Source organism: Candidatus Pelagibacter sp. Uisw_106, from assembly GCF_047724975.1.
Lineage (GTDB): Bacteria > Pseudomonadota > Alphaproteobacteria > Pelagibacterales > Pelagibacteraceae > Pelagibacter.
Genome location: NZ_CP159819.1, coordinates 117206 through 141184 on the forward strand (window position 1 = coordinate 117206; position 23979 = coordinate 141184).

Sequence of the window (23979 nt, forward strand, 5' to 3'; positions counted from 1 at the left end):
ATGAGCTTAAGACCATTTAGAGACATTCATAGAAAAAAAACAAAAGTTATAAATGTTGGTGATGTAAAAATAGGTGGAGATAATCCTATTTCTGTCCAATCTATGACTAACACCTTAACAACTGATATTCAGGCCACAATAAAACAAATCAATGATATTCATGAAGAGGGTGCTGACCTCGTTAGGGTTTCGTGCCCAGATAAAGAGTCCTCATTAGCTCTTAAGGAAATCACAAAACATGTATCCGTTCCAATAATTGCTGATATTCATTTTCACTATAAAAGAGCAATAGAAGCGGCTGAAAATGGAGCAAAATGTTTAAGAATTAATCCAGGCAACATAGGGGATAAATTAAAAATACATGATGTACTCAGTGCTGCTAAAAATAATGATTGCTCTATTAGAATAGGTGTTAACGCTGGCTCTCTTGAAAAAGATATTTTAGAAAAATATAAGGAACCATGTCCAGAAGCTTTAGTTGAAAGTGCACAGAGGAATATTAAGATTTTAGAAGATCAAGATTTTTTTAATTTTAAGATAAGTGTAAAATCTTCAGATATCTTTTTATCTATTGCAGCATATCGTCAACTATCAAAAGTTACAGATTATCCACTACATCTAGGGATCACAGAAGCTGGAGGTTTTGTATCGGGCAGTATTAAGTCATCAATAGGTCTTGGGTCACTTTTAATGGATGGAATAGGAGATACTATAAGAATTTCTTTGTCTGATGATCCCGTTAAAGAAATTAAAATTGGTAATGAAATATTAAAGTCACTTAACTTAAGAAATAGAGGTGTAAAAATTATATCTTGTCCATCATGTGCAAGACAAGCATTTCAAGTAATTGATACAGTAAAAACATTAGAAGATAAACTTTCTCACATTAAAACTCCTTTAACATTATCAATTATTGGCTGTGTAGTTAATGGACCTGGAGAAGCTGCAATGACAGACATAGGAATAACTGGAGGTGGCAAGGGTAGCAACATGCTTTATTTATCTGGTATTCAAAGTGAAAAGGTTTTATCAGAAGACATAATATCAAGAGTTGTAAGTGAAGTCGAAAAAAAAGCTGCTGAGCTTGATAAAAAATTATAAATATAATGATACCTCTAAAAACTATCGAAGATTTAATATCTAAGCACTCTATTTTGGAGAAAGAATTATCATCAGGTGAAGTTGATAAAAAACTTTTTGCCGAAAAATCAAAAGAATACTCAGATTTAAATGATGTAATTGATGATGCTAGAAAATATTTTTCTTATGAGGAAGAAAAAAAAGAACTAGAGAAAATATTAGGTGATTCTAGTAGTGATAATGAGTTTAAAGAAATGGCTGAAGTAGAATTAAAAGATTTAAAATTAGAAAACGAATCCATAGAAAAAAAATTAAAACTATTTTTATTACCAAAGGATGAAGCAGATAAAAAAAATGCAATTATAGAAATTAGAGCAGGTACTGGAGGTTTAGAGGCAAGCTTATTTGCAGCAGATCTTTTTAAGATGTATGAAAAAGTTAGTCATCAAAAAAAATGGGAATTAGAATTAATAAGCATGTCTCAGAGTGAGGCAGGAGGACTTAAAGAAGTTATTGCATCAATTAGAGGAAAAAATATTTATTCAACCTTGAAGTATGAAAGTGGAGTTCATCGTGTTCAGAGGGTTCCAGATACAGAAACTCAGGGAAGAGTTCATACTTCTGCAGCAACAGTTGCCGTACTACCGGAAGCAGAAGAGGTTGATATAAAAATAAATGATTCAGACTTAAGAATTGATGTGTTTAGAGCTGGTGGCCCAGGTGGGCAATCTGTTAATACAACTGATAGCGCTGTAAGAATTACTCATATTCCAACAGGACTGTCTGTATCTCAACAAGATCAAAAATCACAACACAAAAATAAAGCAAAAGGAATGTTAATTTTAAGATCAAGACTTTATGAATTAGAAAGATCAAGAATAGAAGGTGAAAGATCAGAAGATAGAAAAAGCAAAATAGGAACTGGAGACCGCTCTGAAAGAATCAGAACATATAATTTTCCACAAGGAAGAGTAACAGACCATCGTATCAATCTAACCTTGCACAAGCTTGAAGCTTTTTTAGAAGGCGAAGCCTTTGATGAAATGGTAGAAAACTTAACGCTGCAAGCACAAGAAGAAAAATTGAGCAATCTTAATTAAAATGAATATAGAAAATATTCTGAATGAAGGAATAAATATCCTCCAAAAAAATAAGATAGCTAATCCTCAACTTGATAGTGAGATATTATTATCTTACTCAATTAAAAGAGATAAAAAACATATTATTTTAAATCCTAAAGAAATTTTGAACTCAGAACAATTAGGAAAATTTAAAAGTTTAATTGAAAGAAGAAAAAAAGGCGAACCAATTGCCTACTTAATAAAGAAAAAAGAGTTTTGGAAAGATGAATTTTTTGTTAATAAAGATGTGCTAATTCCAAGACCTGATAGTGAGTTAATAATAGAGCAAGTTTTAAAAATTTATTCAAAAGAAGTACAATTACAAGTTCTCGATATTGGAACTGGATCTGGATGTATTCTTTTATCCATACTAAAAGAGAGATTTAATTTTTATGGAACCGGAATAGATATTTCTAAAAAAAGTATAAATGTAAGCAAATTTAACGCAAAACAACTAAACTTAACTAACAGAGTAAAATTTTTTCACTCAAGTGTTGACAATTTTAATAATGGCAAATATGATATCATTGTTTCAAACCCTCCATATATTGAACAGTTAAGTTTAAAATATTTGGAAAAAGATGTAGTTAATTTTGAGCCAAAGTTAGCTTTAAGTGGTGGGTTTGATGGTTTTTCAAAAATCAGAAAAGTAATTAATAAAGCAAGTATTCTGATTAAGAAAAATGGTAAATTTATTTTAGAGATAGGTTTTAATCAAAAAAATAAAGTTATAAAAATATTAAAAGAAGAGGGTTTTTACGTTAACAAAGCCATAAAAGATTATGGCAATAATGATCGCTGTATAATCAGCACTAAAATTTAAATTGAAAAAAAATTATGGTAACATTTAGAAGCAATAATAGTAATAATAGAAGACCTCCATTTAGAAGCAATAATAATAGAAGACCTCCATTTAGAAGTAATAATGAAGGGTCAAAATTTTCTAACAATGATAATTTTCAAAGAAAAGTTCCAGGTAGAAATAATCATAATGCAGTCAAACTTATTGAAAAATACAATGATTTAGCAAGAGAAGCCTTAGCCAATGAAGATAAAATTTTATCTGAAAATTATTTTCAACATGCGGATCACTTTACAAGAGTTCAAAATGAACAAGAAAGTCTTAGAATGGCTAGAGTAAATTCACCTGCAACTGGCACTATTAAGCCAGTTGATTTAGAAAAAAAAGTTGAAGAAATTATCAAAACTGAAGATGAAACGGTCAAAAAAGAAGTGACTGAACCTGAGATTAAAAAGGTTGTAAAAAGTATAGATAAAAAAGTGGTTGAAAAGAAAATCGCTGCTAGTTAATTTTATCCAATAATTAATTCTGATTTTAAAACATCTAATTTAATTTTTTCTACCTCAAATATTTTTCTTTCTTTTCCTTTAAGAATCTTGCCAGATGGCAACTTTAATTTTTGAGAGTTAACTTTTTTTCCATTTACAACTACCTCGTAATGCAGATGTGGACCTGTAGATTTTCCTGTTGATCCTACATAACCAATTATCTGACCCTGTTTTACTCTTATTCCCTCTTTTATTCCTCTAGCAAAATTTTTCATATGGGCATAAATAGTTTCATAAGTTGAATTATGTTTTATTTTAATACAATTTCCACCACCACCACACCATCTTGCTCTTGTTATAAGTCCACTTCCAGATGCCATAATAGGAGTACCCATTGGGGCCGCAAAGTCAGTTCCTTTATGCATTTTGTTAAAACCATCTATAGGGTGTTTTCTCATTCCAAAAGGAGAAGAAAGTCTTGCACCATTAATAGGAGTTTTCATTAATGCTTTCTCAACACTCTTACCATTTTCATCGTAGTGTCCTTTACTTTCTTTTTTTTCAAAATAATATAATGTATTGTTTTTCCCACTTAGCTTTAGATTTGCAAAAATTATATTACCTGTTTCAAATATCTTACCATCATCATCTTCAAACACTTCATACATGATTTGAAAATTATCATTTTTTCTAATATCTCTTTGAAAATCAACTTGGAATCCATAAATCCTTGCAAACTCAATAATCAAGTTTGGCTGAACATTCAAATCAATAGCTGTTTTATATAAACTTTGTGTAATTTTCCCTTCCTTAAAAACAATTTTTTTATTTAAATTTGTAATAATTATTTTTTTTTCAAAAAGGTTATTATCTAGATTCCTTATTAATTGAATTTTTTCTGTTCTAGAGATTGGAAATAAAAAAGAAGTAATTTTTTTATTGTTTGATTGATCAATAATAATTTTTATTTTAAGATTTGGTTTAAGATTATTTATATCATAATCTGAATTTAAATTTTTTTTGATCTGATTAATGTCCTCATTTGGTATTGAATAATTATTTAAAATTTTATCAAACGTTTCACCATTGGAAATTGTATGATCAATATTTTTATATCTTGGAACTAAATTGTCAAAAATTTTATTAATACTTTTTTTGAAATAAATATTGTTTATTAAGTTTTTGTAATTTTCATCTATTAATAGTTTTTTTTTGTTATAGATAGTGGTGCTTGAAATCGTTATTAATAACAACAAGAAAAGAAAAGTAATCTCAATGTTTTTTTTTATTATTTTTGTTATTTTTTTTGAACTAAATATCATCTTGAATGTTGAATTATTAATTTAGTAATGACTAAAAATCAAAAAAAACCTTGTGTTTATTGATATATTTAAGCATTTATTTAAATGCTAAATGCTTGATTTACTTTTATTTTAGCTTATAAGCAGCACACTTTCTCAGTAAAATTATTGTTTAATCAATAAATTAGTGAGGATTATTGGGCGTTTTAGACCCAATTAGCTATTTAAAAAGTAAAAATTTAAGAAGAGAAGTGTGGACGGTTAAGGTTACCAAAATTTGTCGTACACACTTCAAAATCGTATGGATTGTATTCTTACAATTTATATATGAAGCTAGTGTGCGCCGTTTTTTAACTTGAGAGTTTGATCATGGCTCAGAACGTACGCTGGCGGCACGCCTAACACATGCAAGTCGAACGAAGTAGCAATACTTAGTGGCAGACGGGTGAGTAACATGTGGGTATCTACCCTTTGGCCTGGAATAACACGAGGAAACTTGTGCTAATACCGGATAAGTCTTTACGGAGAAAGCTTTATGCACCATTGGATGAGCCCGCACTTGATTAGTTTGTTGGTAGGGTAATGGCCTACCAAGACTATGATCAATAGCTGATTTGAGAGGATGATCAGCCACATTGGGACTGAGACACGGCCCAAACTCCTACGGGAGGCAGCAGTGGGGAATCTTGCACAATGGAGGAAACTCTGATGCAGCGATGCCGCGTGAGTGAAGAAGGCCTTTGGGTTGTAAAGCTCTTTCGTCGGGGAAGAAAATGACTGTACCCGAATAAGAAGGTCCGGCTAACTTCGTGCCAGCAGCCGCGGTAATACGAAGGGACCTAGCGTAGTTCGGAATTACTGGGCTTAAAGAGTTCGTAGGTGGTTGAAAAAGTTGGTGGTGAAATCCCAGAGCTTAACTCTGGAACTGCCATCAAAACTTTTCAGCTAGAGTATGATAGAGGAAAGCAGAATTTCTAGTGTAGAGGTGAAATTCGTAGATATTAGAAAGAATACCAATTGCGAAGGCAGCTTTCTGGATCATTACTGACACTGAGGAACGAAAGCATGGGTAGCGAAGAGGATTAGATACCCTCGTAGTCCATGCCGTAAACGATGTGTGTTAGACGTTGGAAATTTATTTTCAGTGTCGCAGGGAAACCGATAAACACACCGCCTGGGGAGTACGACCGCAAGGTTAAAACTCAAATGAATTGACGGGGACCCGCACAAGTAGTGGAGCATGTGGTTTAATTCGAAGATACGCGCAGAACCTTACCAACACTTGACATGTTCGTCGCGACTCTAAGAGATTAGAGTTTTCGGTTCGGCCGGACGAAACACAGGTGCTGCATGGCTGTCGTCAGCTCGTGTCGTGAGATGTTGGGTTAAGTCCCGCAACGAGCGCAACCCTCACTTTTAGTTGCCATCATTAAGTTGGGCACTCTGAAAGAACTGCCAGTGATAAGCTGGAGGAAGGTGGGGATGACGTCAAGTCCTCATGGCCCTTACGTGTTGGGCTACACACGTGCTACAATGGCATCTACAACAGGAAGCAAAACGGCAACGTTAAGCAAATCCCGAAAAGATGCCTCAGTTCGGATTGCACTCTGCAACTCGAGTGCATGAAGCTGGAATTACTAGTAATCGTGGATCAGCGTGCCACGGTGAATGCGTTCCCGGGTCTTGTACACACCGCCCGTCACACCATGGGAGTTGGTTCTACCTTAAGGCAAGGTTTTAAACCCTTGACCACGGTATAGTCAGCGACTGGGGTGAAGTCGTAACAAGGTAGCCGTAGGGGAACCTGCGGCTGGATTACCTCCTTTCTAAGGATGAGTGAAAGTAAAATTTCACTCTAAATAATATACATCGGTAATGTTGACCGTCCTCATTTCTCTTCTTAAAGTAATGTTTCCTTCTTGTAGGGCCGGTAGCTCAGTTGGTTAGAGCACACCCTTGATAAGGGTGGGGTCGAAAGTTCGAGTCTTTCTCGGCCCACCAAAAACCTAAATGGGGGATTAGCTCATCTGGGAGAGCGCCTGATTTGCATTCAGGAGGTAGCAGGTTCGATCCCTGTATCCTCCACCAGGAAACATTTAGTTATTAAAACTGTAAATAAAAATAATTTATATCAATATCTATATCCGAACATTAAAAGTTATTATTTAATGTTCAAAATAAAAATTTGATCACAACATAGATAAATTTTCTTTAAAAAGAATTTTTTTCTGTGCATAAATCAAGCGTTTAAGGGCGTGTAGTGGATGCCTTGGCACTGAAAGCCGATGAAGGACGTGATATACTGCGATAAGTTTCGGGGAGCTGTATGTAAGCTTTGATCCGAAAATTTCCGAATGGGGAAACCCACCACTTTATGTGGTACTTTAAACTGAATACATAGGTTTAAAGAGACAACCTGGAGAACTGAAACATCTAAGTAACCAGAGGAAAAGAAATCAATTGAGATTCCGTTAGTAGTGGCGAGCGAACGCGGAGTAGGCCAGCAGTTTTGTTAGAAAAATTTGAATAGTTTGGAAATGCTAACCATAGAGGGTGATAGTCCCGTATGAGTAATGTCTAACAAAATTCTTGAGTAAAGCGGGACACGAGAAATCCTGCTCGAATATAGGGGGACCACCCTCTAAGCCTAAATACTCTTCAGTGACCGATAGTGAACTAGTACCGTGAGGGAAAGGTGAAAAGAACCCCTATTAGGGGAGTGAAATAGAACCTGAAACTGCATGCCTACAATCAGTCCGAGCCCTTTTTAGGGTGAGGGCGTACCTTTTGTATAATGGGTCAGTGACTTAATTTATTAAGCAAGCTTAAGCCATCTAGGTGTAGGCGCAGCGAAAGCAAGTCTTAATAGGGCGATTAGTTTAATGAATTAGACCCGAAAACGAATGAGCTTACCATGAGCAGGTTGAAAGTTGGGTAACACCAACCGGAGGACCGAACCAGTTGACGTTGAAAAGTCTTTGGATGACTTGTGGTAAGGGGTGAAAGGCCAACCAAATTCGTAGATAGCTGGTTTTCCGCGAAAACTATTTAGGTAGTGCGTCGAATAAATAGATGTTTAGAGGTAGAGCACTAAATGGGCTAGGGGGAAGAGATTCTTACCAAACCTAATAAAACTCCGAATGCTAGACATTGTTCTTCGGCAGACAGACTGTGGGTGCTAAGGTCCATGGTCGAGAGGGAAAGAGCCCAGACCACCAGATAAGGTCCCAAAATCATGATTAAGTGTGAAAGGATGTGGAAATTCCTTAACAGCCGGGAGGTTGGCTTAGAAGCAGCCATCCTTTAAAGATAGCGTAACAGCTCACCGGTCTAATAGAGTTTCTGCGCCGAAGATGTAACGGGGCTAAAATCATGTACCGAATCTGTGGCTTTGCAAAGTTTTCGAACTTTGTAAGGGGTAGCGGAACGTTCTGTAAGCCTGCGAAGGGATACCCGTGAGGGATCCTGGAGGTATCAGAAGTGCGAATGCTGACATAAGTAACGATAAACGAAGTGAAAAACTTCGTCGCCGAAAATCTAAGGGTTTCTATGCAAGGTTAATCCGCGTAGAGTTAGTCGGCACCTAAGGCGAGGGCGAAAGCCGTAGTCGATGGAAACAAGGTTAATATTCCTTGACCTGATGGTAAGTGACGGATTTCGTAAGTTGTGAGTTCTTAATGGATTGAACTTGCCGCGAAGAGGTCCCAAGAAATAGCTCCATCATGAAGACCGTACCCGAAACCGACACAGGTAGATTAATAGAGTATATTTAGGCGCTTGAGAGAATGATGTTGAAGGAACTCGGCAAAATGCTTCCGTAACTTCGGGATAAGGAAGACCCTTTTGTAGGCAACTATAGAAGGGTGGCACAAGCCAGGGAGAAGCGACTGTTTATCAAAAACACAGGGCTCTGCTAACACGTAAGTGGATGTATAGGGTCTGACGCCTGCCCGGTGCTGGAAGGTTAATGCGGTTGGTGCAAGCTAACTTCTGAAGCCCCAGTAAACGGCGGCCGTAACTATAACGGTCCTAAGGTAGCGAAATTCCTTGTCGGGTAAGTTCCGACCTGCATGAATGGCGTAACGATTTCTCCGCTGTCTCCAACATCAACTCAGTGAAATTGAATTCTCCGTGAAGATGCGGAGTTCGCGTAGTTAGACGGAAAGACCCCGTGCACCTTTACTGCAACTTTACATTGGTGTTAGGAAAAACATATTTAGCATAGGAGGGAGACTTTGAAGCAAAAGCGTCAGCTTTTGTGGAGTCACCAGTGAAATACCTCTTTTGTTTTTCTTGACATCTAACCGCTAGCCGTCATCCGGCAGCGAGACATTGTATGGTGGGTAGTTTGACTGGGGCGGTCGCCTCCCAAATAGTAACGGAGGCGTGCGAAGGTAGGCTCAGAACGGTCAGAAATCGTTCGTAGAGTGCAATGGCATAAGCCTGCCTGACTGTGAGACTGACAAGTCGAGCAGAGACGAAAGTCGGTCATAGTGATCCGGTGCTTCTGAGTGGAAGGGGCATCGCTCAACGGATAAAAGGTACGCCGGGGATAACAGGCTGATACTGCCCAAGAGCTCATATCGACGGCAGTGTTTGGCACCTCGATGTCGGCTCATCACATCCTGGGGCTGGAGCAGGTCCCAAGGGTTTGGCTGTTCGCCAATTAAAGTGGTACGTGAGCTGGGTTCAGAACGTCGTGAGACAGTTCGGTCCCTATCTGCTATGCGTGTAGAAGAATTGAGAGGAGTTGACCCTAGTACGAGAGGACCGGGTTGAACATACCACTGGTGGACCTGTTGTGGCGCCAGCCGCAGTGCAGGGTAGCTAAGTATGGAAGAGATAACTGCTGAAAGCATCTAAGCGGGAAACTCACCTCAAAACTAGTTCTTCCTATAGAGCCGTGGTAGACCACCACGTTGATAGGCTGGATGTGGAAGCGCAGTAATGCGTGTAGCTGACCAGTACTAATAGCTCAATTGGCTTGATTTATGCACTGAAAAAAATTTTTAATATAAGATTAAATATTTATTGATATCAATTTCGTTTATTAACATTAATTAGATAATGTGATATCTTCTTGAATGATTATAGATAACATCTTTATGAAAAGTTATTTATTTTCTGTTTTTGTATGCAGTTCAAAGTTGATTAAAAAAAATATATTCTCCATCTTTAATTTACCAACAAAATAAAAATGAAAAATTTTTCCTTGTATGGTTTACCTGAAAAAGTAAGTTATTGTAAATCTTGTGTAATATCCAATCAAAGACCTTCTTCTACAATCGAATTTAAAAATTCTGATGGAAAAAATAAATCTGGAATTATAATTGGTCAAGATGGGGTATGTGATGCTTGTTTATATAACAAACAAAAAACTGAAATAGATTGGGAAAAAAGAGAAAAACAACTTTTTAGATTTTTAGAGAAATACAGAAAAAACAATGGTGAGCATGACTGCATTGTTCCTAGCAGTGGCGGTAAGGACAGTTCGTTTGCTGCTCATGTTTTAAAGTATAAATATAAAATGAATCCACTAGCAGTTACTTGGGCACCAAATATGTGGACTGAGGTTGGGTTTGATAACTTTAACAACCTATCTAGAATAGGTGGAATAGATAGTCTTTTGATTACTCCAAATGGCAATCTACATAAACACTTAACAAAAAGCTCTTTCATGAATTTGGGACATCCATTTCAGCCCTTTATTCATGGACAAAAAATTATTGGACCAAAAATTGCTAAAAAGATGAATATCCCATTAATAATCTATGGAGAAAATCAAGCTGAATATGGAAATAAGTTAGAAGATAATCTAAAAAATTATATGAATGATCAGTTTTTTTGTGTTGATGATGATTACAATTACGAAGAAATCAAATTTGGTGGCAAATCAATAAAGGATATTGTTGATGATAAAAGATTTAACTTTAAAGAATTCAGCACTTATTTACCTCTTCGAAAAAAAGAAGTTATAGAAAGCAATATTCAAATGATTTTTCTTGGTTATTTTGAAAAATGGGATCCACAAGAATGTTTTTACTATGCTAGTGAAAACACAGGTTTTAAACCCGCTAAAGAAAGATCTGATGGAACGTATTCAAAATATACAGAAATTGATGATAAAATTGTTCCTATTCACTTTTATACACTTTTCATTAAATTTGGAATAGGAAGAGCAACCTATGATGCTGCTCAAGAAATTAGGAACAATAAAATTACCAGGGAGGAAGGCGTTAATTTGGTTAAAAAATTTGATGGTGAATTTCCAAAAACTTATTTTAGAGATTTTTTAAATTATATTGATATTTCAGAAGAAGATTTCTTTAAAAAGATTGATGATTTGAGGTCACCACATTTATGGGATAAGAAAAATAATGAATGGTTTTTGAAACAATCAATAATTTAGATGAGAGTAATTCCAAGACTCGACATTAAAAATGAGAATGTGATTAAGGGTATAAATTTTGAAGGCCTAAGAGTAGTAGGAAACCCTAATAAAATAGCAAAAAAATATTATGAAGATGGTGCTGATGAATTAATTTACTCAGATTGTGTAGCAAGCTTATATGGAAGAAACAGCTTAACAGAACTGGTGAAGAATGCAGTAAAAGATATTTTTATTCCTATTACTATTGCAGGAGGAATTAGATCTGAAGTAGATGCTAATTTGTTAATGAAAAGTGGGTCTGATAAGCTAGCTATAAATTCAGAACTTTTCAGTAATGAAAAATTAGCTAATTTGTTAGTTCAGAAATTCGGCAGTCAAAGTATTGTATTATCAATACAAGCTAAAAAAATAACAAAAAATTCATGGGAAGCTTACAAAAATTTTGGAAGAGATAAAACTGGTATGGATGTTATGGATTGGGTAAAAAAAATGACAAAATATAATTTTGGAGAGTTGTTGTTAACTTCTATAGATGCAGATGGAATTTGTGGAGGATTTGATGTTGAGCTTTTTGAAAAGGTTTCCAAGATTGTAAAAATTCCAATTATTGCATGTGGTGGTTTTGGAAAATTAGATCATATAAAAGAGCTTAAAAAGTATGCAAACATTGATGCAATCGCTCTTTCAAAAGCATTACACTATGAAAAGATTACAATTAAAGAAATTAAAGATTTTATTAAAAAATTAGATGAATAAAAGTATTGTTATAATTGACTGCGGAATTGGAAATTTATTAAGTATTAAAAATTCTATTTCTTATCATGGATTAGACTCTGTAGTAACAAGTGATCCCAGTATAATTGAAAGGTCATCACATATAATCTTGCCAGGTGTAGGAGCATTTCCTTCAGCAATGCAAAAACTTAAGAGTTTAAATCTTATTGAACCTTTAAATTTAGCTAAAAAAAAAGGTAAATTCATACTTGGAATATGCCTAGGTATGCAACTCCTATTTTCTAGTAGTGATGAGTTTGAGAACACAAAGGGCCTGAATCTAATAGATGGAAATATTGTTAAACTAGACCAATTTGAAAAAGCTCAAAATATAAAATTGCCAAACATTGGCTGGAGAGAACTTGAAGAAGAAGCAAACATCAAAGATATAAGCATCTTAAAAAATATAGATAAAATCAGTCAATTTTATTTCGTGCACAGTTATGCTCTTAAAAATTGCAATAAAGAAGTTAAAATACTTAATTCATCATATCAAAATATTAGATTTCCAGCTGTAGTAAATTTTAATAATATTTTTGGATGTCAATTTCATCCTGAAAAAAGCAGAGAGCAAGGTTTAAAAATTATTAAAAATTTTTTGGATTTATGAAAGTAAAAGTAATACTGTTGACAGGAAGTGAGCTGAGGCACAAATTTTTTGCAAGTTTTATGTCATCTTATCCTAATATTGACTTAAGATTAGTTATCCATGAGTCAAATAATAAATTAAAAAAAAATCCATTATACAAAAAATACAAAACAGTAAAAAAGCATGTAGATTTAAGAAATAAAGTAGAAAATTTTTTTTTTCAAAGTTTTGTTAAGAAAAATAAAAAATATAAATTTATACAAATAGAAAAATCAGAAATTAATGATAACAAAATTTTTCAGCTTATTAAAAAAGAAAAAGTAAATTTCTTAATATCATACGGGTGTTCGATAATTAGTGCAGAATTTATTAATTTATTCAGACCTAATTTTTTTAATATTCATTTGGGTTTATCACCATATTACAAAGGAGCGGGCACAAATTTTTTTCCTTTTGTAAATAAACAGCTTCAATTTTGTGGTTCAACAATTATGCAAATAGATAAAAAAATTGATGGTGGTAAAATTATACATCAATTACGCCCTGATTTTAATACTGAAGATAATATTCACACTATAGGAAATAAGATAATAAAAAAAACAGCATTTGATTTATGCAAAATTTTGACTACAAAAAAAAGAATAAAATTTTATAATTTAAAATCAGAATTTAAAACTAGAATTTATAAACAAAAAGATTTTAATCAGAAAAATTTAATGCTAGCTACAAGTAATTTAAAAAATAAATTAATTGATAAATATATTAAAAAAAAGAATAAAATGGAAAAAAAATACCCTATTGTTAGTCAATTATGAGTAAAGTAATAATGTATCATTATATAAGAAGTTTTGATGAAAACTTTCCATATTTTAAGTTTTTAGATTTAAAAGATTTTCAAAAACAAATTAAATTTTTTTCAAAGCATAAAGAGTTCATAAAATTAAATGACGATTTAAATAAAGAATATTATAAAAACAAATATTTACTGACTTTTGATGATGGACTAAAAGAACATCTTGAAATTGCAAAATTTCTTAATAAAAAAAATATTTCTGCATTATTTTTTATTTCAGGCTTGCCAATTGAAAAAAAAGAATTTCTACCCATCCATAAAATTCATTTAATATTTGGAAAACTTAATTCATCTGAAATACTTGATATCTTTAAAAAATTTAAGATAAAGTTTAATCAAAAAAACATCTTTTCTTTTTTTGAAAAACAAAAAAAATTTTTAGGAAAAGCAAAAAATACAAAAGAAGAAGATAAAAAAATTTTCCTTAAAACTTTTTTAAATAATATTGATCAAAAAAATAAAACTATTGTTAACAATATATTTAACCACTGTATTAGTAAAAAAAATCAAAAAAAAATTTTTAAAAACTATTACATGAATTCCAATGATATTTTAGAATTAGATAAGCTTGGTATGAAAATTGGAGGACATAGCTACCATCATAGAGTGCTATCTACGTTAACTTATGATCAGCAAAAAAAAGATATTAATAATACAACTAAAATATTGTCACAACTTATAAAAAAAAAAATTAAATATTTTTGTTATCCTTATGGTGGCCCCAAAGTATTTAATCAAAAAACTTTTGATATACTAGAGCAAGAAATAGAGTGGTCATTTAATGTCGAGTCAAAAGATTGGTCTAAGAGATCAAATAAATTACTAGTCCCACGATTTGATTGCAATGAGTTTAAATTTGGAAAGGTTTTTGAGATTAATGAAAAAAATTCTAATTATTTTAGCTGATAAACTAGATCAACACTGTATAAGAGCTTCTGGTGCGATATATCTTAAAAACTTTTTTAATATTGAATTTGTTATATGTAAAAGTTGGATTTGGAATTTAAACAATAAAGAATTAGATTTATATTATTCTCAGACCGACACTTCATATAAATATTATTTGTGTAAAGAATATAAAGAGTTAGAGGGAATTATTAAGAAATCAAATTCAGATTATATCTTTGATTTAACAAATAATGATTTCAGTGAAAAAATACAATCAATAGCAAGAAAGTTAAATCTAAAATATGCTCTAATAAGAAATGGACATCTAAGTTCAAGCTATATTACAAGATTTTTTTTAGTTTTAAAAAGATTAAAATACTATCTAAGAAAGAAAGTTGATCAAAATAAAAATATTTTACCAGCAAATATTTCATCTAAAATTATTAAGAAAAGACAAGTTCATTATCTAAAATCTTTTTTTATTAAAATCTTTAAAAAGTTTAGATATGAGACTCAAAATTTAAAGCCTGATATTGCTTTACTAGCTGGAACTGAAGTACTAAAAATCTTTGATAAAAGAACTAAAGATATAATTCATATTGGATCAAATGATTATTATATTTACAAAGAAAATACAAAAAAAATTGTTAATCAAAAAAAATATATTTTATTTATTGATACTCTTTTAGTCGATGAGCCAGAAAAGCAGTTTCAAGAAAATTTAGATCCATTATTCTCCTTTCCTGAATTTAAAAAATTTCATGAAATTGTTTTTAAAAAATTTGAAGAAAAATATAATTTGCCAGTAGTTATTTCTGGTCATAGAAGAGGTCAGGTTATCGATGGTTATGATGATCTTTTTTCTGGAAGAAAAGTTGTTTATCATGATACAGTAAATCTAGTTAAAAACTGTCAATTTATTATTGGATCCTTTAGTACTGCTATTTCATTTGCAGTATTAGATTATAAACCAATATTTTTTTATACAAATTACAATATGGACATCTCTCCTTGGGGCCCCATGCTATATCAAAGAGCTAAAGATTTAGGTACTTATGTTGTGGACTTTGAAAATAAAATACAATTACCATCTGAATATGATATTATTGATAAAGTAAAATATAACAGCTTTATAAAAAAATATCTTTACAGCAAAAGTTTTGAAGAAAATTATCCATTCGAAGAGTTTATTAAAAAATATGCATAAATTTTGTTATAATAAATTAAAAAAAAACCCAAAAAAACTGCAATTTTATGCTAAAAGTTTATTGCCTGGATTGTCCCAGTTATTTGGAAAAAGACCTGAGTTATATCTTCCAGGTGGAAATTGGCCCACATACTATTCTAAGTCAAAAGGAGTTAATGTTTGGGGAATTAATAATCAAAAATTCATAGATTTTACAATGGTTGGTGTTGGTACATCCGTATTGGGTTATTCAGACCCTGACGTTAATAAAGCAGGAATTGATGCGATCAAATCAGGAGTTAGCAACACGTTGAATTGCCCAGAAGATATAGAATTAGCAGAGCTACTTTTAAAACAACACTCATGGGCTGAAAATGTTAAATATTGTAGAACTGGAGGAGAAAGCATGTCGGTGGCTATTCGATTGTCCAGAGCTTACAACAAAAGAGATAAAATACTTTTTTGTGGATATCATGGTTGGCATGATTGGTATCTCTCTGCAAATTTAAAAAACAAAAAAATTTTATCTACGCATCTGTTAAGAGGATTGGACCCACTTGGTGTGCCAAATAATATGAAAAATTTAACAATCCCATTTCGGTTTAATAATTATGAGGATTTAGAAAAGATAGTTAAAAAAAATGCAAAAAATTCAGCTGCGATTGTATTGGAGCCATGTAGAGATACTTTGCCAGATAAAGAGTTTCTTAAATCATTAAGATCAATTGCAACTAAAAATAATTGTGTATTAATATTTGATGAAATCACAAGTGGGTGGCGAATAAATAATGGAGGTTCGCACTTAAGCTTTAATATTAATCCTGATATCGCAGTCTTTGGAAAAACAATAGCTAATGGTGCGGCAATGGGTGCAATTATTGGAAAAAAAAAGATTATGAAGAATATTACAAAAACTTTTATTAGCAGTGTTTTTTGGACCGAAAAAATAGGTCCTGCTTGTGCCGTAGCTTTTATAAAAAAGTATGAGAGGTTAGGATTGGAAAAAATTTTAATTAAAAAAGGAAAAAAAATTAAATCAATTTGGTCTGAAGCAGCAAAGTATTCCAATCTTGATATAAAAATATCTGGTATAGATCCTTTAGCTACATTTAAGTTAAATGTAAAGAATTGGCCTGCTTGTATTACTTATTTTATTCAAGAGATGTTAAAAAAAAATATCTTAGCTAGTGATAAATGTTATGCAAATTATATGCATTCAGATAAATATATTCAAAAATATAAAAAGGCATGTTTTGAAGTTTTTTATGAAATAGCAAAACTTAATAAAATGAATAATTTAGAAAAAAAATTAGAAGGACCAGTAAAACAAATAGATTTTAGTAGACTTACAGATGAAAAATAAAATTAAAACTCTTTGTTTTGACATTGATCAAGTGATTTGTGTTACAAAAAAAAATTATTATAAAATTTCTATACCTAAGAAAAATACAATTAAATATATAAACACTTTATACGACAATGGATATATAATTAAAATTTTTACAGCTAGGTACATGGGCACATATAAAGAAAATATTTCATTAATAAAAAAAAAATATTATAAAAAAACCTTTAATCAATTAAAAAAGTGGAGATTAAAATTTCACATGCTGTATATGGGCAAGCCAAGTTTTGATTTATTTATTGATGATAAATCCCTAGGTTACAACAAAGGTTGGATTAAAGATCTTAATAAGAAACTAAAGGAAGATAAATGAAAAAATGTATAGTTACAGGTGGAGCAGGATTTATTGGAAGTCACCTAGTTGAAAAATTAGTTAAAAAAAATTATTCAGTTATAGTAATTGATGATTTTTCAACTGGTCAATTAAAAAATTTAAAAAATGTTATAGGCAGAATTAAAGTTATTAAAAAAGACATCTCTGATAATAAAAATTTTGATCAATATTTTAAGAACGTAAAATATGTTTTTCACTTAGCTGCAAAAGCAGATATTGTACCAAGTATAGAACAGCCAAAAAAGTATTTTGATACTAACGTAGCAGGAACATTAAATGTTCTTGAAGCTTGTAGAGCACATAAAGTAAAAAAAATTATATATGCAGCCTCTTCGTCCTCTTATGGAATTGCAAAAGAATACCCAACCACAGAAAAAGCAAAAATTGATCCAGAATATCCCTATGCTATGACTAAATATATGGGTGAAGAGTTGATTATCCACTGGTCTAAAGTATATAAATTGAATTATATATCATTAAGATTGTTTAATGTTTACGGTCTTAGAGCCAGAACTACAGGTGCCTATGGTGCAATGTTTGGTGTTTTTTTAGCACAAAAACTAAATAATAAACCGTTAACGGTAGTTGGAAATGGCAAGCAATCACGAGATTTTACATATGTAACAGATATAGCGGAAGCTTTTTATATGGCTGCTATTTCAATAAGAAAAAATGAAGTGATCAATATTGGAACTGGCAAACCAACATCAGTAATTGATATAGTAAAAAAATTAAAATCTAAGTTTGAATTTATTAAAAAAAGACCTGGTGAGCCTGATAAAACACATTCATCTACCTCTAAATCAAAAAAACTATTAAATTGGACTTATAGAATTGGAATTTCAGAGGGTATTATGATTATGTTAAAAAATATCAACTTATGGAAAAATGCTCCTATTTGGACAAAATCTAAGATTAATGAATCTACAAAAACTTGGTTTAAGTATCTAAAATAATTTTATTAATTATTAATTAGTTATAAATAGTTGTGTAAATAATTAAATTAATATACCTCGGTAGCTGATAATGAAAAAAATATTTATAACTGGTGGTGCTGGATACGTTGGCTCTCAATTAGTACCTAAACTACTTGAATTAGGTTATTTTGTTACTGTTCTGGATTTAATGATATATGGCGAAAACATTTTGCCAGTCCATGAAAATTTGAAAACAATCAAAGGTGATATAAGAAATACCGAATTATTAGAAAAGAATATACCAGGTAATGAAATAGTTCTTCATTTAGCATGTATTTCAAATGACCCAAGTTTTGAGTTAAATCCAAGCCTTGGAAAATCAATTAATTTAGACGCTTTTGAACCCCTAGTAAAAGTTAGTTTAAAAAATGATGTAAATAGATTTATTTATGCTTCGTCTTCTTCTGTTTATGGAATTAAAAAAGAAAAAAATGTTACTGAAGATATGAAGCTTGAGCCCCTTACAGATTATTCTAAATTTAAAGGAGACTGTGAAAAAATTTTAAATAGCTATAAATCAGACAACTTTATAACAACAACCATACGACCTTCTACAGTATGTGGGTATGCTAAAAGACAAAGATTAGATTTGGTAGTAAATATTTTAACAAATCATGCATTTTATAATAGAGAAATAAAAGTATTTGGTGGTGATCAGTTAAGACCAAATGTTCATATTACAGATATGATTGACTCTTATTTAGCAGTTATAGATGCTGAGCCAAACATAGTTAATGGTGAGATATTTAATGTTGGTTTTAGAAACCAAACTGTCAATGAATTGGCCTCAGATGTAAAAAAGGTTATTGGAGAAGATGTTAAAATTGTCAATACAAAATCAGATGATAATCGTTCATATCACGTTAGTTCTGAAAAAATAAAAAATATTTTAGGTTTTTCCACCAAATATACAGTTAGAGATGCTGTGTTAGATTTACAAAATGCTTTTGAAAAAAAATTATTAACCAATACATTTGATAACGAATATTATTATAATATTAAAAGAATGAACAATATTAACTTAAAGTAAAAAATTGAAAGTTAGATACTCATATTTAAGTCAACAATTTTCAAATTGTGATGATCTTTGGAAAAATTTAAAAAATTTTGTCAAAACAGGTGATTTTACCTTAGGTAAAGAACTTACAAAGTTTGAAAAAAAATTTGCTAAACTAATAGGCACAAAATATGCTGTTGGTGTTAATTCTGGTACTGATGCAATTAAATTAAGTCTTAAAGTTATTGGAATTAAGCCTGGAGATGAAATAATTACTGCTGCAAATACATTTGTGGCAACTGTTGGAGCTATTTGTGAATTAGGTGCTAAACCTATTTTTGTAGATTGTGATGATAGTTTTTGCATGGACACAAGTTTAATAGAAAAAAAGATTACAAAAAAAACTAAAGCAATAGTTCCAGTTCATTTCACAGGCTACATGACAAATATGGTAAAATTGAACAAGATTTCAAAAAAATATAGAATTCCCGTGGTAGAAGATGCGTGTCAATCTATATTAGCCTCTATTAATAAAAAAAATTCTGGAACTTGGAGCGATTTTGGTGCTTTTTCTTTACACCCTCTTAAAAATATAAATGTTTGGTCTGATGGAGGAATAATTGTAACTAGCAACAAAAAACATTATGAACATTTAAAATTATTAAGAAATCATGGCCTTGTAGATAGAGATAATGTAAAAATTTCTGGTTATAACTCGAGATTAGATACTTTACAGGCAGTGGTTGGAAATTGGCTAATACCAAGTGCAAAATCAATTGCAAACAAGAGAATTAAAAATGCAAATTATTTTGATAAAAAGCTTAAAGATATAAAAGAAATATCTATTCCGCCAAGATTAAAAAATTATAAAATTGTTTATCATTTATATATTGTATTCGCAGAAAACAGAGACAAACTTTTAAAGTATTGTTTAAAAAAAGGCATTGAAGCAAAAATACATTATCCAATTCCAATGTATAGACAACCAGCAATGAAATTTTTAAACCACAAGATTGGGAATTTTCCAGTTACAGACAGGCACGCAAAATCAATTATTAGCTTTCCTTGTGATCAACATTTATCAAAAAAACAGATGGACTATATTGTGAAATGTGTAAAAGAGTTCTATAAAAAAAAATGAACATTCCATATGTAAATATCAAAAGACAATACCAGCAAGAAAAAAATAATTTATTACATATTATTGACAATGCCTTAAAAAAAGGGTCATGGGTTGGAGGAGATGAGATAGAAAAATTTGAAAAAAATATTGCTAAAATTTGTAATACTAAATACTGCGTAGCATTAAACAGTGGCACAGATGCTTTAACGTTAGCCCTCCATCTTCTTGGCGTTAGAAGAGGGGATGAGGTAATAACTCCATCAAATTCTTTTATTGCATCTACAGCAGTAATTACACATCTCGGTGCTAAGCCAGTATTTGTTGATGTTAAAAATGATCAAAGTATTGATGAAAACCAAATAGAAAAAAAAATAACAAAAAAAACTAAAGTAATCATGCCAGTTCATTTAACTGGCAGAATGTGTTCAATGGATAAAATTATGAGTATATCCAAAAAATATAATATTCCAGTAGTTGAAGATTGTGCTCAATCAATAATGTCTAAATATAAAAAAAAAATGTCAGGTGCGTGGGGTGATGTGGGTTGTTTTTCTGCTCACCCTTTAAAAAATTTAAATGCAGTTGGGGATTCAGGTTATCTAACGACTAATAGAAAAGATATTTTTGACAAGGTAAAAAGCTTAAGATCTCATGGAATGGAGGAAAGCAGAGATAACGTTAAAAGTTTTGGATTTGTATCAAGGATGGACAACTTACAAGCTGCAGTTTTAAATTATAGACTTAAAAGTCTTAGTAAAATTATTAAAATAAGACGTAGAAATGTTGAAATTTATCTCAAAAATTTAGATTTAAAGAAATTTTTTTTCCCCATTGAAAAAAAAAATGAATTTAATACATATCACACTTTTGTTATTCAAGTATCTAATAGAGATGAACTTAAGAAATATTTAAAAAAAAATGGAGTAGAAACAGCAATTCATTATCCTATGCCTATACATTTGCAAGATGCTTCAAAGAAGTTCGGATATAATAAAGCTTTTTTACCGAATACTGTAAGTCAATCAAAAAGGATATTAACTTTACCAGTAAATCAATATTTAAATAAAAAAGAAATACTCTATATATGTAGTTTGATTAATAAATTTTATTCATAAAATTATGAAAAATAGACCAGAGCAAAAAATCAAATTAGATAAAAGGTCACTTTTTTTAAGATCACTTGTGGTTGACTGTTTATTTGGTGGTGGTAGGGGGCATATGGGTTCAGCAATGTCATTGATTGAAATATTGAGAGTGCTTTATGATAAAATCTTAAATTTTAATCCAAAAAAACCAAAAGATGAAAATAGAGATAGAATGATATTAAGCAAAGGACATGGGTGTTTGGCGCTATATGCTTTATTAGCTGATAAAAAATTCTTTAATAAAAAAACACTTACAACGGCTAGTAGATTTAACTCTATTTTAGGTGGCCATCCAGAATATGGTAAAGTTCCTGGAGTTGAGGCGTCAACAGGGGCGTTAGGTCATGGACCAGCAATTGGTGCAGGTATGGCTATGGCAGCAAAATTGAAAAAACAAAAACACAAAATTTATGTGATAGTTGGCGATGGAGAAATAAATGAAGGTTCTTTTTGGGAAACATCCATGATTGCCTCAAAGCATAAGCTTGAAAATTTACATGTAATAATAGATTACAATAAAATCCAGTCTTACGGACGAACAAAAGAGGTTTTGGATTTAGAACCTTTAAAAGACAAGTTAAAATCATTTGGTTACAACGTTGCAGAATTAAATGGTCACAATGTCAGTAAATTATATAATTATTTTAAAAGAATTAAAAAAAATAAAAATAAACCCACAGCCTTAATATGTCACACAATTAAAGGTAAAGGTTTTCCATTTGCAGAAAATAATCCAAGATGGCATCATAAAAATTTTTTTACAAAAGAAGAAATTTTACTTATTAACAATTGTTTAGGAAAGTAATAACTATGAGACAAACTTGTTTAAACACTATTTTTGATATCGCAAAAAAAAATAAAAAAATTGTCTTTATAGGGTCTGATCTTGGTCCAGGAGTGCTTGATAATTTTAAAAGTATGTACCCAGAAAGATTTTTTATGGAAGGTGTTGCAGAGCAATCTATAGTTGGTTTAGCTGCAGGTTTTGCATTGGAAGGTTTAAGACCATATGTGAATACAATAGCAACATTTATTACTAGAAGGTGTTTTGAGCAAGTAGTTGTTGATTTATGTGTGCATAATTTACCAGTCACGCTAATTGGTAATGGTGCGGGATTAGTTTATGCTCCGTTAGGACCAACACATCAAGCAATAGAAGATATTACTATAATGAGGGCCCTTCCAAATTTAACAATTATCTCTCCTTGTGATGCACATGAAATGAAACATTTAATGAAACAATCTGTTAAAGTTAAAGGCCCTCTTTATGTGAGAATAGCAAGAGGAGGAGAAAATATAATTACCTCTAAATTTAACCCTAAAATTGGTAAAGCAATTGAATTAAAAAAATCAAAAGATTATTATTTTCTTACAACTGGTATAACCAGTCATATTGCAATTGAAGCGGCAGATATATTGAAAAAAAAATATAACATTAATTGTGGTGTTATGCATTTTTCTACAATTAAACCTTTAGATAAATCATCATTAAAAAAAATCCTTCAAAAAGCCAAAAAAATTATTACTATAGAAGAAAATGTAAAAGCAGGAGGATTTGGTTCTTCAATTCTAGAATCAGCTTCAGAAATAAATCATAAAACAAAAATCAAAATTATTGGATTAGAAGATAAATTTATAAACAAATATGGTTCTCAAGATGAATTATTGTCCTATTCTGGTTTGAGCTCTACTAAGTTATCAAGTACAATGATAAAGTTTTTAAAAGAAAAATGATGTTTCAAACTATTCAGGAAAAAAAAATTTCAAATGAATATTTAAGAAAAGGCTTCACTATTTTTGATGTTAAGGATAAAAAAAAATTAGATCTTTTAAAAAAAAATGTATCAATTTTTTTAAAAAAATATATTGGAGACAGTAAAAAGATAAATTCTGATGACGAAGTGCTTAATAATGCTCATAAATTCATTAAGAAAAACAATCTCAATAATTTTAGATTAAATTTAATTAATCATTTAAATTCAAAAAGTAATTTTAGGAAAATTTATTACAGTTTAGCTAAAGAATATCTTGATAAAATTGTTGGAAATGAGTTGGCAATGCAGCAAAAAATTAATTTGAGCATTCAACTTCCAAAAGATAGCTCATCTTTACTACCACTTCACTCGGATACATGGTCTGGAGACTCACCGTTTGAAACAGTTGTATGGTTGCCATTAGTTGATTGTTACAAAACTAAAACTATGTACATAATCCCCCCAAATAAAATGAGAGTAGTAAATGAAAAGATAAAAAAGAAAGTTTCAACTGATGCATTATTTTCGAAAATTAAAAAACATGTTCATTGGATAGATATTAAATATGGGCAAATGTTAATTTTTAATCAAAACTTACCCCACGGTAATGTTATTAACAAAGAAAATGAAACGAGATGGTCTTTTAATTGCAGGTTTAAAAGTATTTTTGCTCCTTATGGTGATAAGAAAATAGGAGAGTTTTTTGAACCCATAACTCTCAAGCCAGCATCAAAAATAGGAATGATCTACAAATATCCAAAAATTTAATTT

General features: G+C 31.1%; 20 protein-coding genes, 2 tRNA genes and 2 rRNA genes. 23 read left to right on the plus strand and 1 reads right to left on the minus strand.

The window, feature by feature from the left end; translation table 11 throughout:
* From ispG to ABXT45_RS00615, 4 genes are read left to right on the plus strand one after another with little or no spacing between them, the layout of a single operon-like run.
* The gene (gene ispG, locus ABXT45_RS00600; protein WP_415313718.1) at window positions 1-1101 is read left to right on the plus strand and encodes a flavodoxin-dependent (E)-4-hydroxy-3-methylbut-2-enyl-diphosphate synthase; all 1101 of its coding nucleotides are present in this window, start codon (window positions 1-3) and stop codon (window positions 1099-1101) included.
* Between the two features lie 5 nt (window positions 1102-1106).
* Complete coding sequence (gene prfA, locus ABXT45_RS00605) at window positions 1107-2180, plus strand: peptide chain release factor 1 (RefSeq protein ID WP_415313720.1); 1074 nt, start codon at window positions 1107-1109, stop codon at window positions 2178-2180.
* Between the two features lies 1 nt (window position 2181).
* Entirely contained in the window at window positions 2182-3024 is an 843-nt protein-coding gene (gene prmC / locus ABXT45_RS00610; protein ID WP_415313722.1) for a peptide chain release factor N(5)-glutamine methyltransferase, read from the plus strand.
* 14 nt (window positions 3025-3038) lie between these two features.
* Window positions 3039-3512 carry a DUF4167 domain-containing protein gene (locus tag ABXT45_RS00615; protein ID WP_415313724.1) on the plus strand — a complete coding sequence of 158 codons (474 nt, stop codon included), beginning with the start codon at window positions 3039-3041 and terminating at the stop codon, window positions 3510-3512.
* 2 nt (window positions 3513-3514) lie between these two features.
* On the opposite strand, the gene ABXT45_RS00620 is transcribed toward ABXT45_RS00615, so the two are convergent.
* Entirely contained in the window at window positions 3515-4813 is a 1299-nt protein-coding gene (locus tag ABXT45_RS00620) for a peptidoglycan DD-metalloendopeptidase family protein (RefSeq protein WP_415313726.1), read from the minus strand.
* Between the two features lie 330 nt (window positions 4814-5143).
* Here ABXT45_RS00620 and ABXT45_RS00625 point away from each other — a divergent pair.
* From ABXT45_RS00625 to ABXT45_RS00715, 19 genes are all read left to right on the plus strand, one after another.
* Window positions 5144-6618 (plus strand): 16S ribosomal RNA (locus ABXT45_RS00625).
* A 98-nt stretch (window positions 6619-6716) separates the two neighbouring features.
* A tRNA-Ile gene (locus ABXT45_RS00630) sits at window positions 6717-6793 on the plus strand.
* A gap of 11 nt (window positions 6794-6804) precedes the next feature.
* Window positions 6805-6880: transfer RNA gene (locus ABXT45_RS00635), tRNA-Ala, on the plus strand.
* A gap of 149 nt (window positions 6881-7029) precedes the next feature.
* Window positions 7030-9784: ribosomal RNA gene (locus ABXT45_RS00640) — 23S ribosomal RNA — on the plus strand.
* The 16S and 23S rRNA genes sit together here with 2 tRNA genes alongside, the layout of an rRNA operon.
* Window positions 9785-9989: 205 nt before the next feature.
* A complete protein-coding gene (locus tag ABXT45_RS00645; RefSeq protein WP_415313728.1) occupies window positions 9990-11201 on the plus strand; it encodes an N-acetyl sugar amidotransferase in 1212 nt (403 codons plus the stop codon).
* The gene (gene hisF, locus ABXT45_RS00650; protein WP_415313730.1) at window positions 11202-11939 is read left to right on the plus strand and encodes an imidazole glycerol phosphate synthase subunit HisF; all 738 of its coding nucleotides are present in this window, start codon (window positions 11202-11204) and stop codon (window positions 11937-11939) included.
* Entirely contained in the window at window positions 11932-12567 is a 636-nt protein-coding gene (gene hisH / locus ABXT45_RS00655; protein WP_415313731.1) for an imidazole glycerol phosphate synthase subunit HisH, read from the plus strand. The genes hisF and hisH overlap by 8 nt, the downstream gene beginning before the upstream one ends.
* Window positions 12564-13361 carry a formyltransferase family protein gene (locus tag ABXT45_RS00660; protein ID WP_415313732.1) on the plus strand — a complete coding sequence of 266 codons (798 nt, stop codon included), beginning with the start codon at window positions 12564-12566 and terminating at the stop codon, window positions 13359-13361. Before hisH ends, ABXT45_RS00660 begins: the two co-directional genes overlap by 4 nt.
* The gene (locus tag ABXT45_RS00665) at window positions 13358-14305 is read left to right on the plus strand and encodes a polysaccharide deacetylase family protein (RefSeq protein WP_415313733.1); all 948 of its coding nucleotides are present in this window, start codon (window positions 13358-13360) and stop codon (window positions 14303-14305) included. Before ABXT45_RS00660 ends, ABXT45_RS00665 begins: the two co-directional genes overlap by 4 nt.
* The gene (locus ABXT45_RS00670) at window positions 14277-15494 is read left to right on the plus strand and encodes a hypothetical protein (RefSeq protein WP_415313734.1); all 1218 of its coding nucleotides are present in this window, start codon (window positions 14277-14279) and stop codon (window positions 15492-15494) included. Before ABXT45_RS00665 ends, ABXT45_RS00670 begins: the two co-directional genes overlap by 29 nt.
* Complete coding sequence (locus tag ABXT45_RS00675) at window positions 15487-16836, plus strand: aminotransferase class III-fold pyridoxal phosphate-dependent enzyme (RefSeq protein ID WP_415313736.1); 1350 nt, start codon at window positions 15487-15489, stop codon at window positions 16834-16836. The genes ABXT45_RS00670 and ABXT45_RS00675 overlap by 8 nt, the downstream gene beginning before the upstream one ends.
* Entirely contained in the window at window positions 16826-17191 is a 366-nt protein-coding gene (locus ABXT45_RS00680) for a phosphoheptose isomerase (protein ID WP_415313738.1), read from the plus strand. The genes ABXT45_RS00675 and ABXT45_RS00680 overlap by 11 nt, the downstream gene beginning before the upstream one ends.
* A complete protein-coding gene (locus ABXT45_RS00685; protein ID WP_415313740.1) occupies window positions 17188-18168 on the plus strand; it encodes an NAD-dependent epimerase/dehydratase family protein in 981 nt (326 codons plus the stop codon). The genes ABXT45_RS00680 and ABXT45_RS00685 overlap by 4 nt, the downstream gene beginning before the upstream one ends.
* Before the next feature lie 70 nt (window positions 18169-18238).
* Complete coding sequence (locus ABXT45_RS00690) at window positions 18239-19219, plus strand: NAD-dependent epimerase/dehydratase family protein (RefSeq protein WP_415313742.1); 981 nt, start codon at window positions 18239-18241, stop codon at window positions 19217-19219.
* Window positions 19220-19223: 4 nt separating this feature from the next.
* The gene (locus ABXT45_RS00695) at window positions 19224-20327 is read left to right on the plus strand and encodes a DegT/DnrJ/EryC1/StrS family aminotransferase (RefSeq protein WP_415313744.1); all 1104 of its coding nucleotides are present in this window, start codon (window positions 19224-19226) and stop codon (window positions 20325-20327) included.
* Window positions 20324-21424 carry a DegT/DnrJ/EryC1/StrS family aminotransferase gene (locus ABXT45_RS00700; RefSeq protein ID WP_415313745.1) on the plus strand — a complete coding sequence of 367 codons (1101 nt, stop codon included), beginning with the start codon at window positions 20324-20326 and terminating at the stop codon, window positions 21422-21424. The genes ABXT45_RS00695 and ABXT45_RS00700 overlap by 4 nt, the downstream gene beginning before the upstream one ends.
* Window positions 21425-21428: 4 nt before the next feature.
* Window positions 21429-22259: a transketolase gene (locus ABXT45_RS00705; protein ID WP_415313747.1), complete on the plus strand. Its 831-nt coding sequence runs from the start codon at window positions 21429-21431 to the stop codon at window positions 22257-22259.
* 5 nt (window positions 22260-22264) lie between these two features.
* Entirely contained in the window at window positions 22265-23188 is a 924-nt protein-coding gene (locus ABXT45_RS00710; RefSeq protein WP_415313749.1) for a transketolase family protein, read from the plus strand.
* Window positions 23188-23976, plus strand: coding sequence for a sporadic carbohydrate cluster 2OG-Fe(II) oxygenase (locus ABXT45_RS00715; RefSeq protein WP_415314430.1), 789 nt, complete (start codon window positions 23188-23190; stop codon window positions 23974-23976). The genes ABXT45_RS00710 and ABXT45_RS00715 overlap by 1 nt, the downstream gene beginning before the upstream one ends.
* Window positions 23977-23979: the final 3 nt, after the last annotated feature.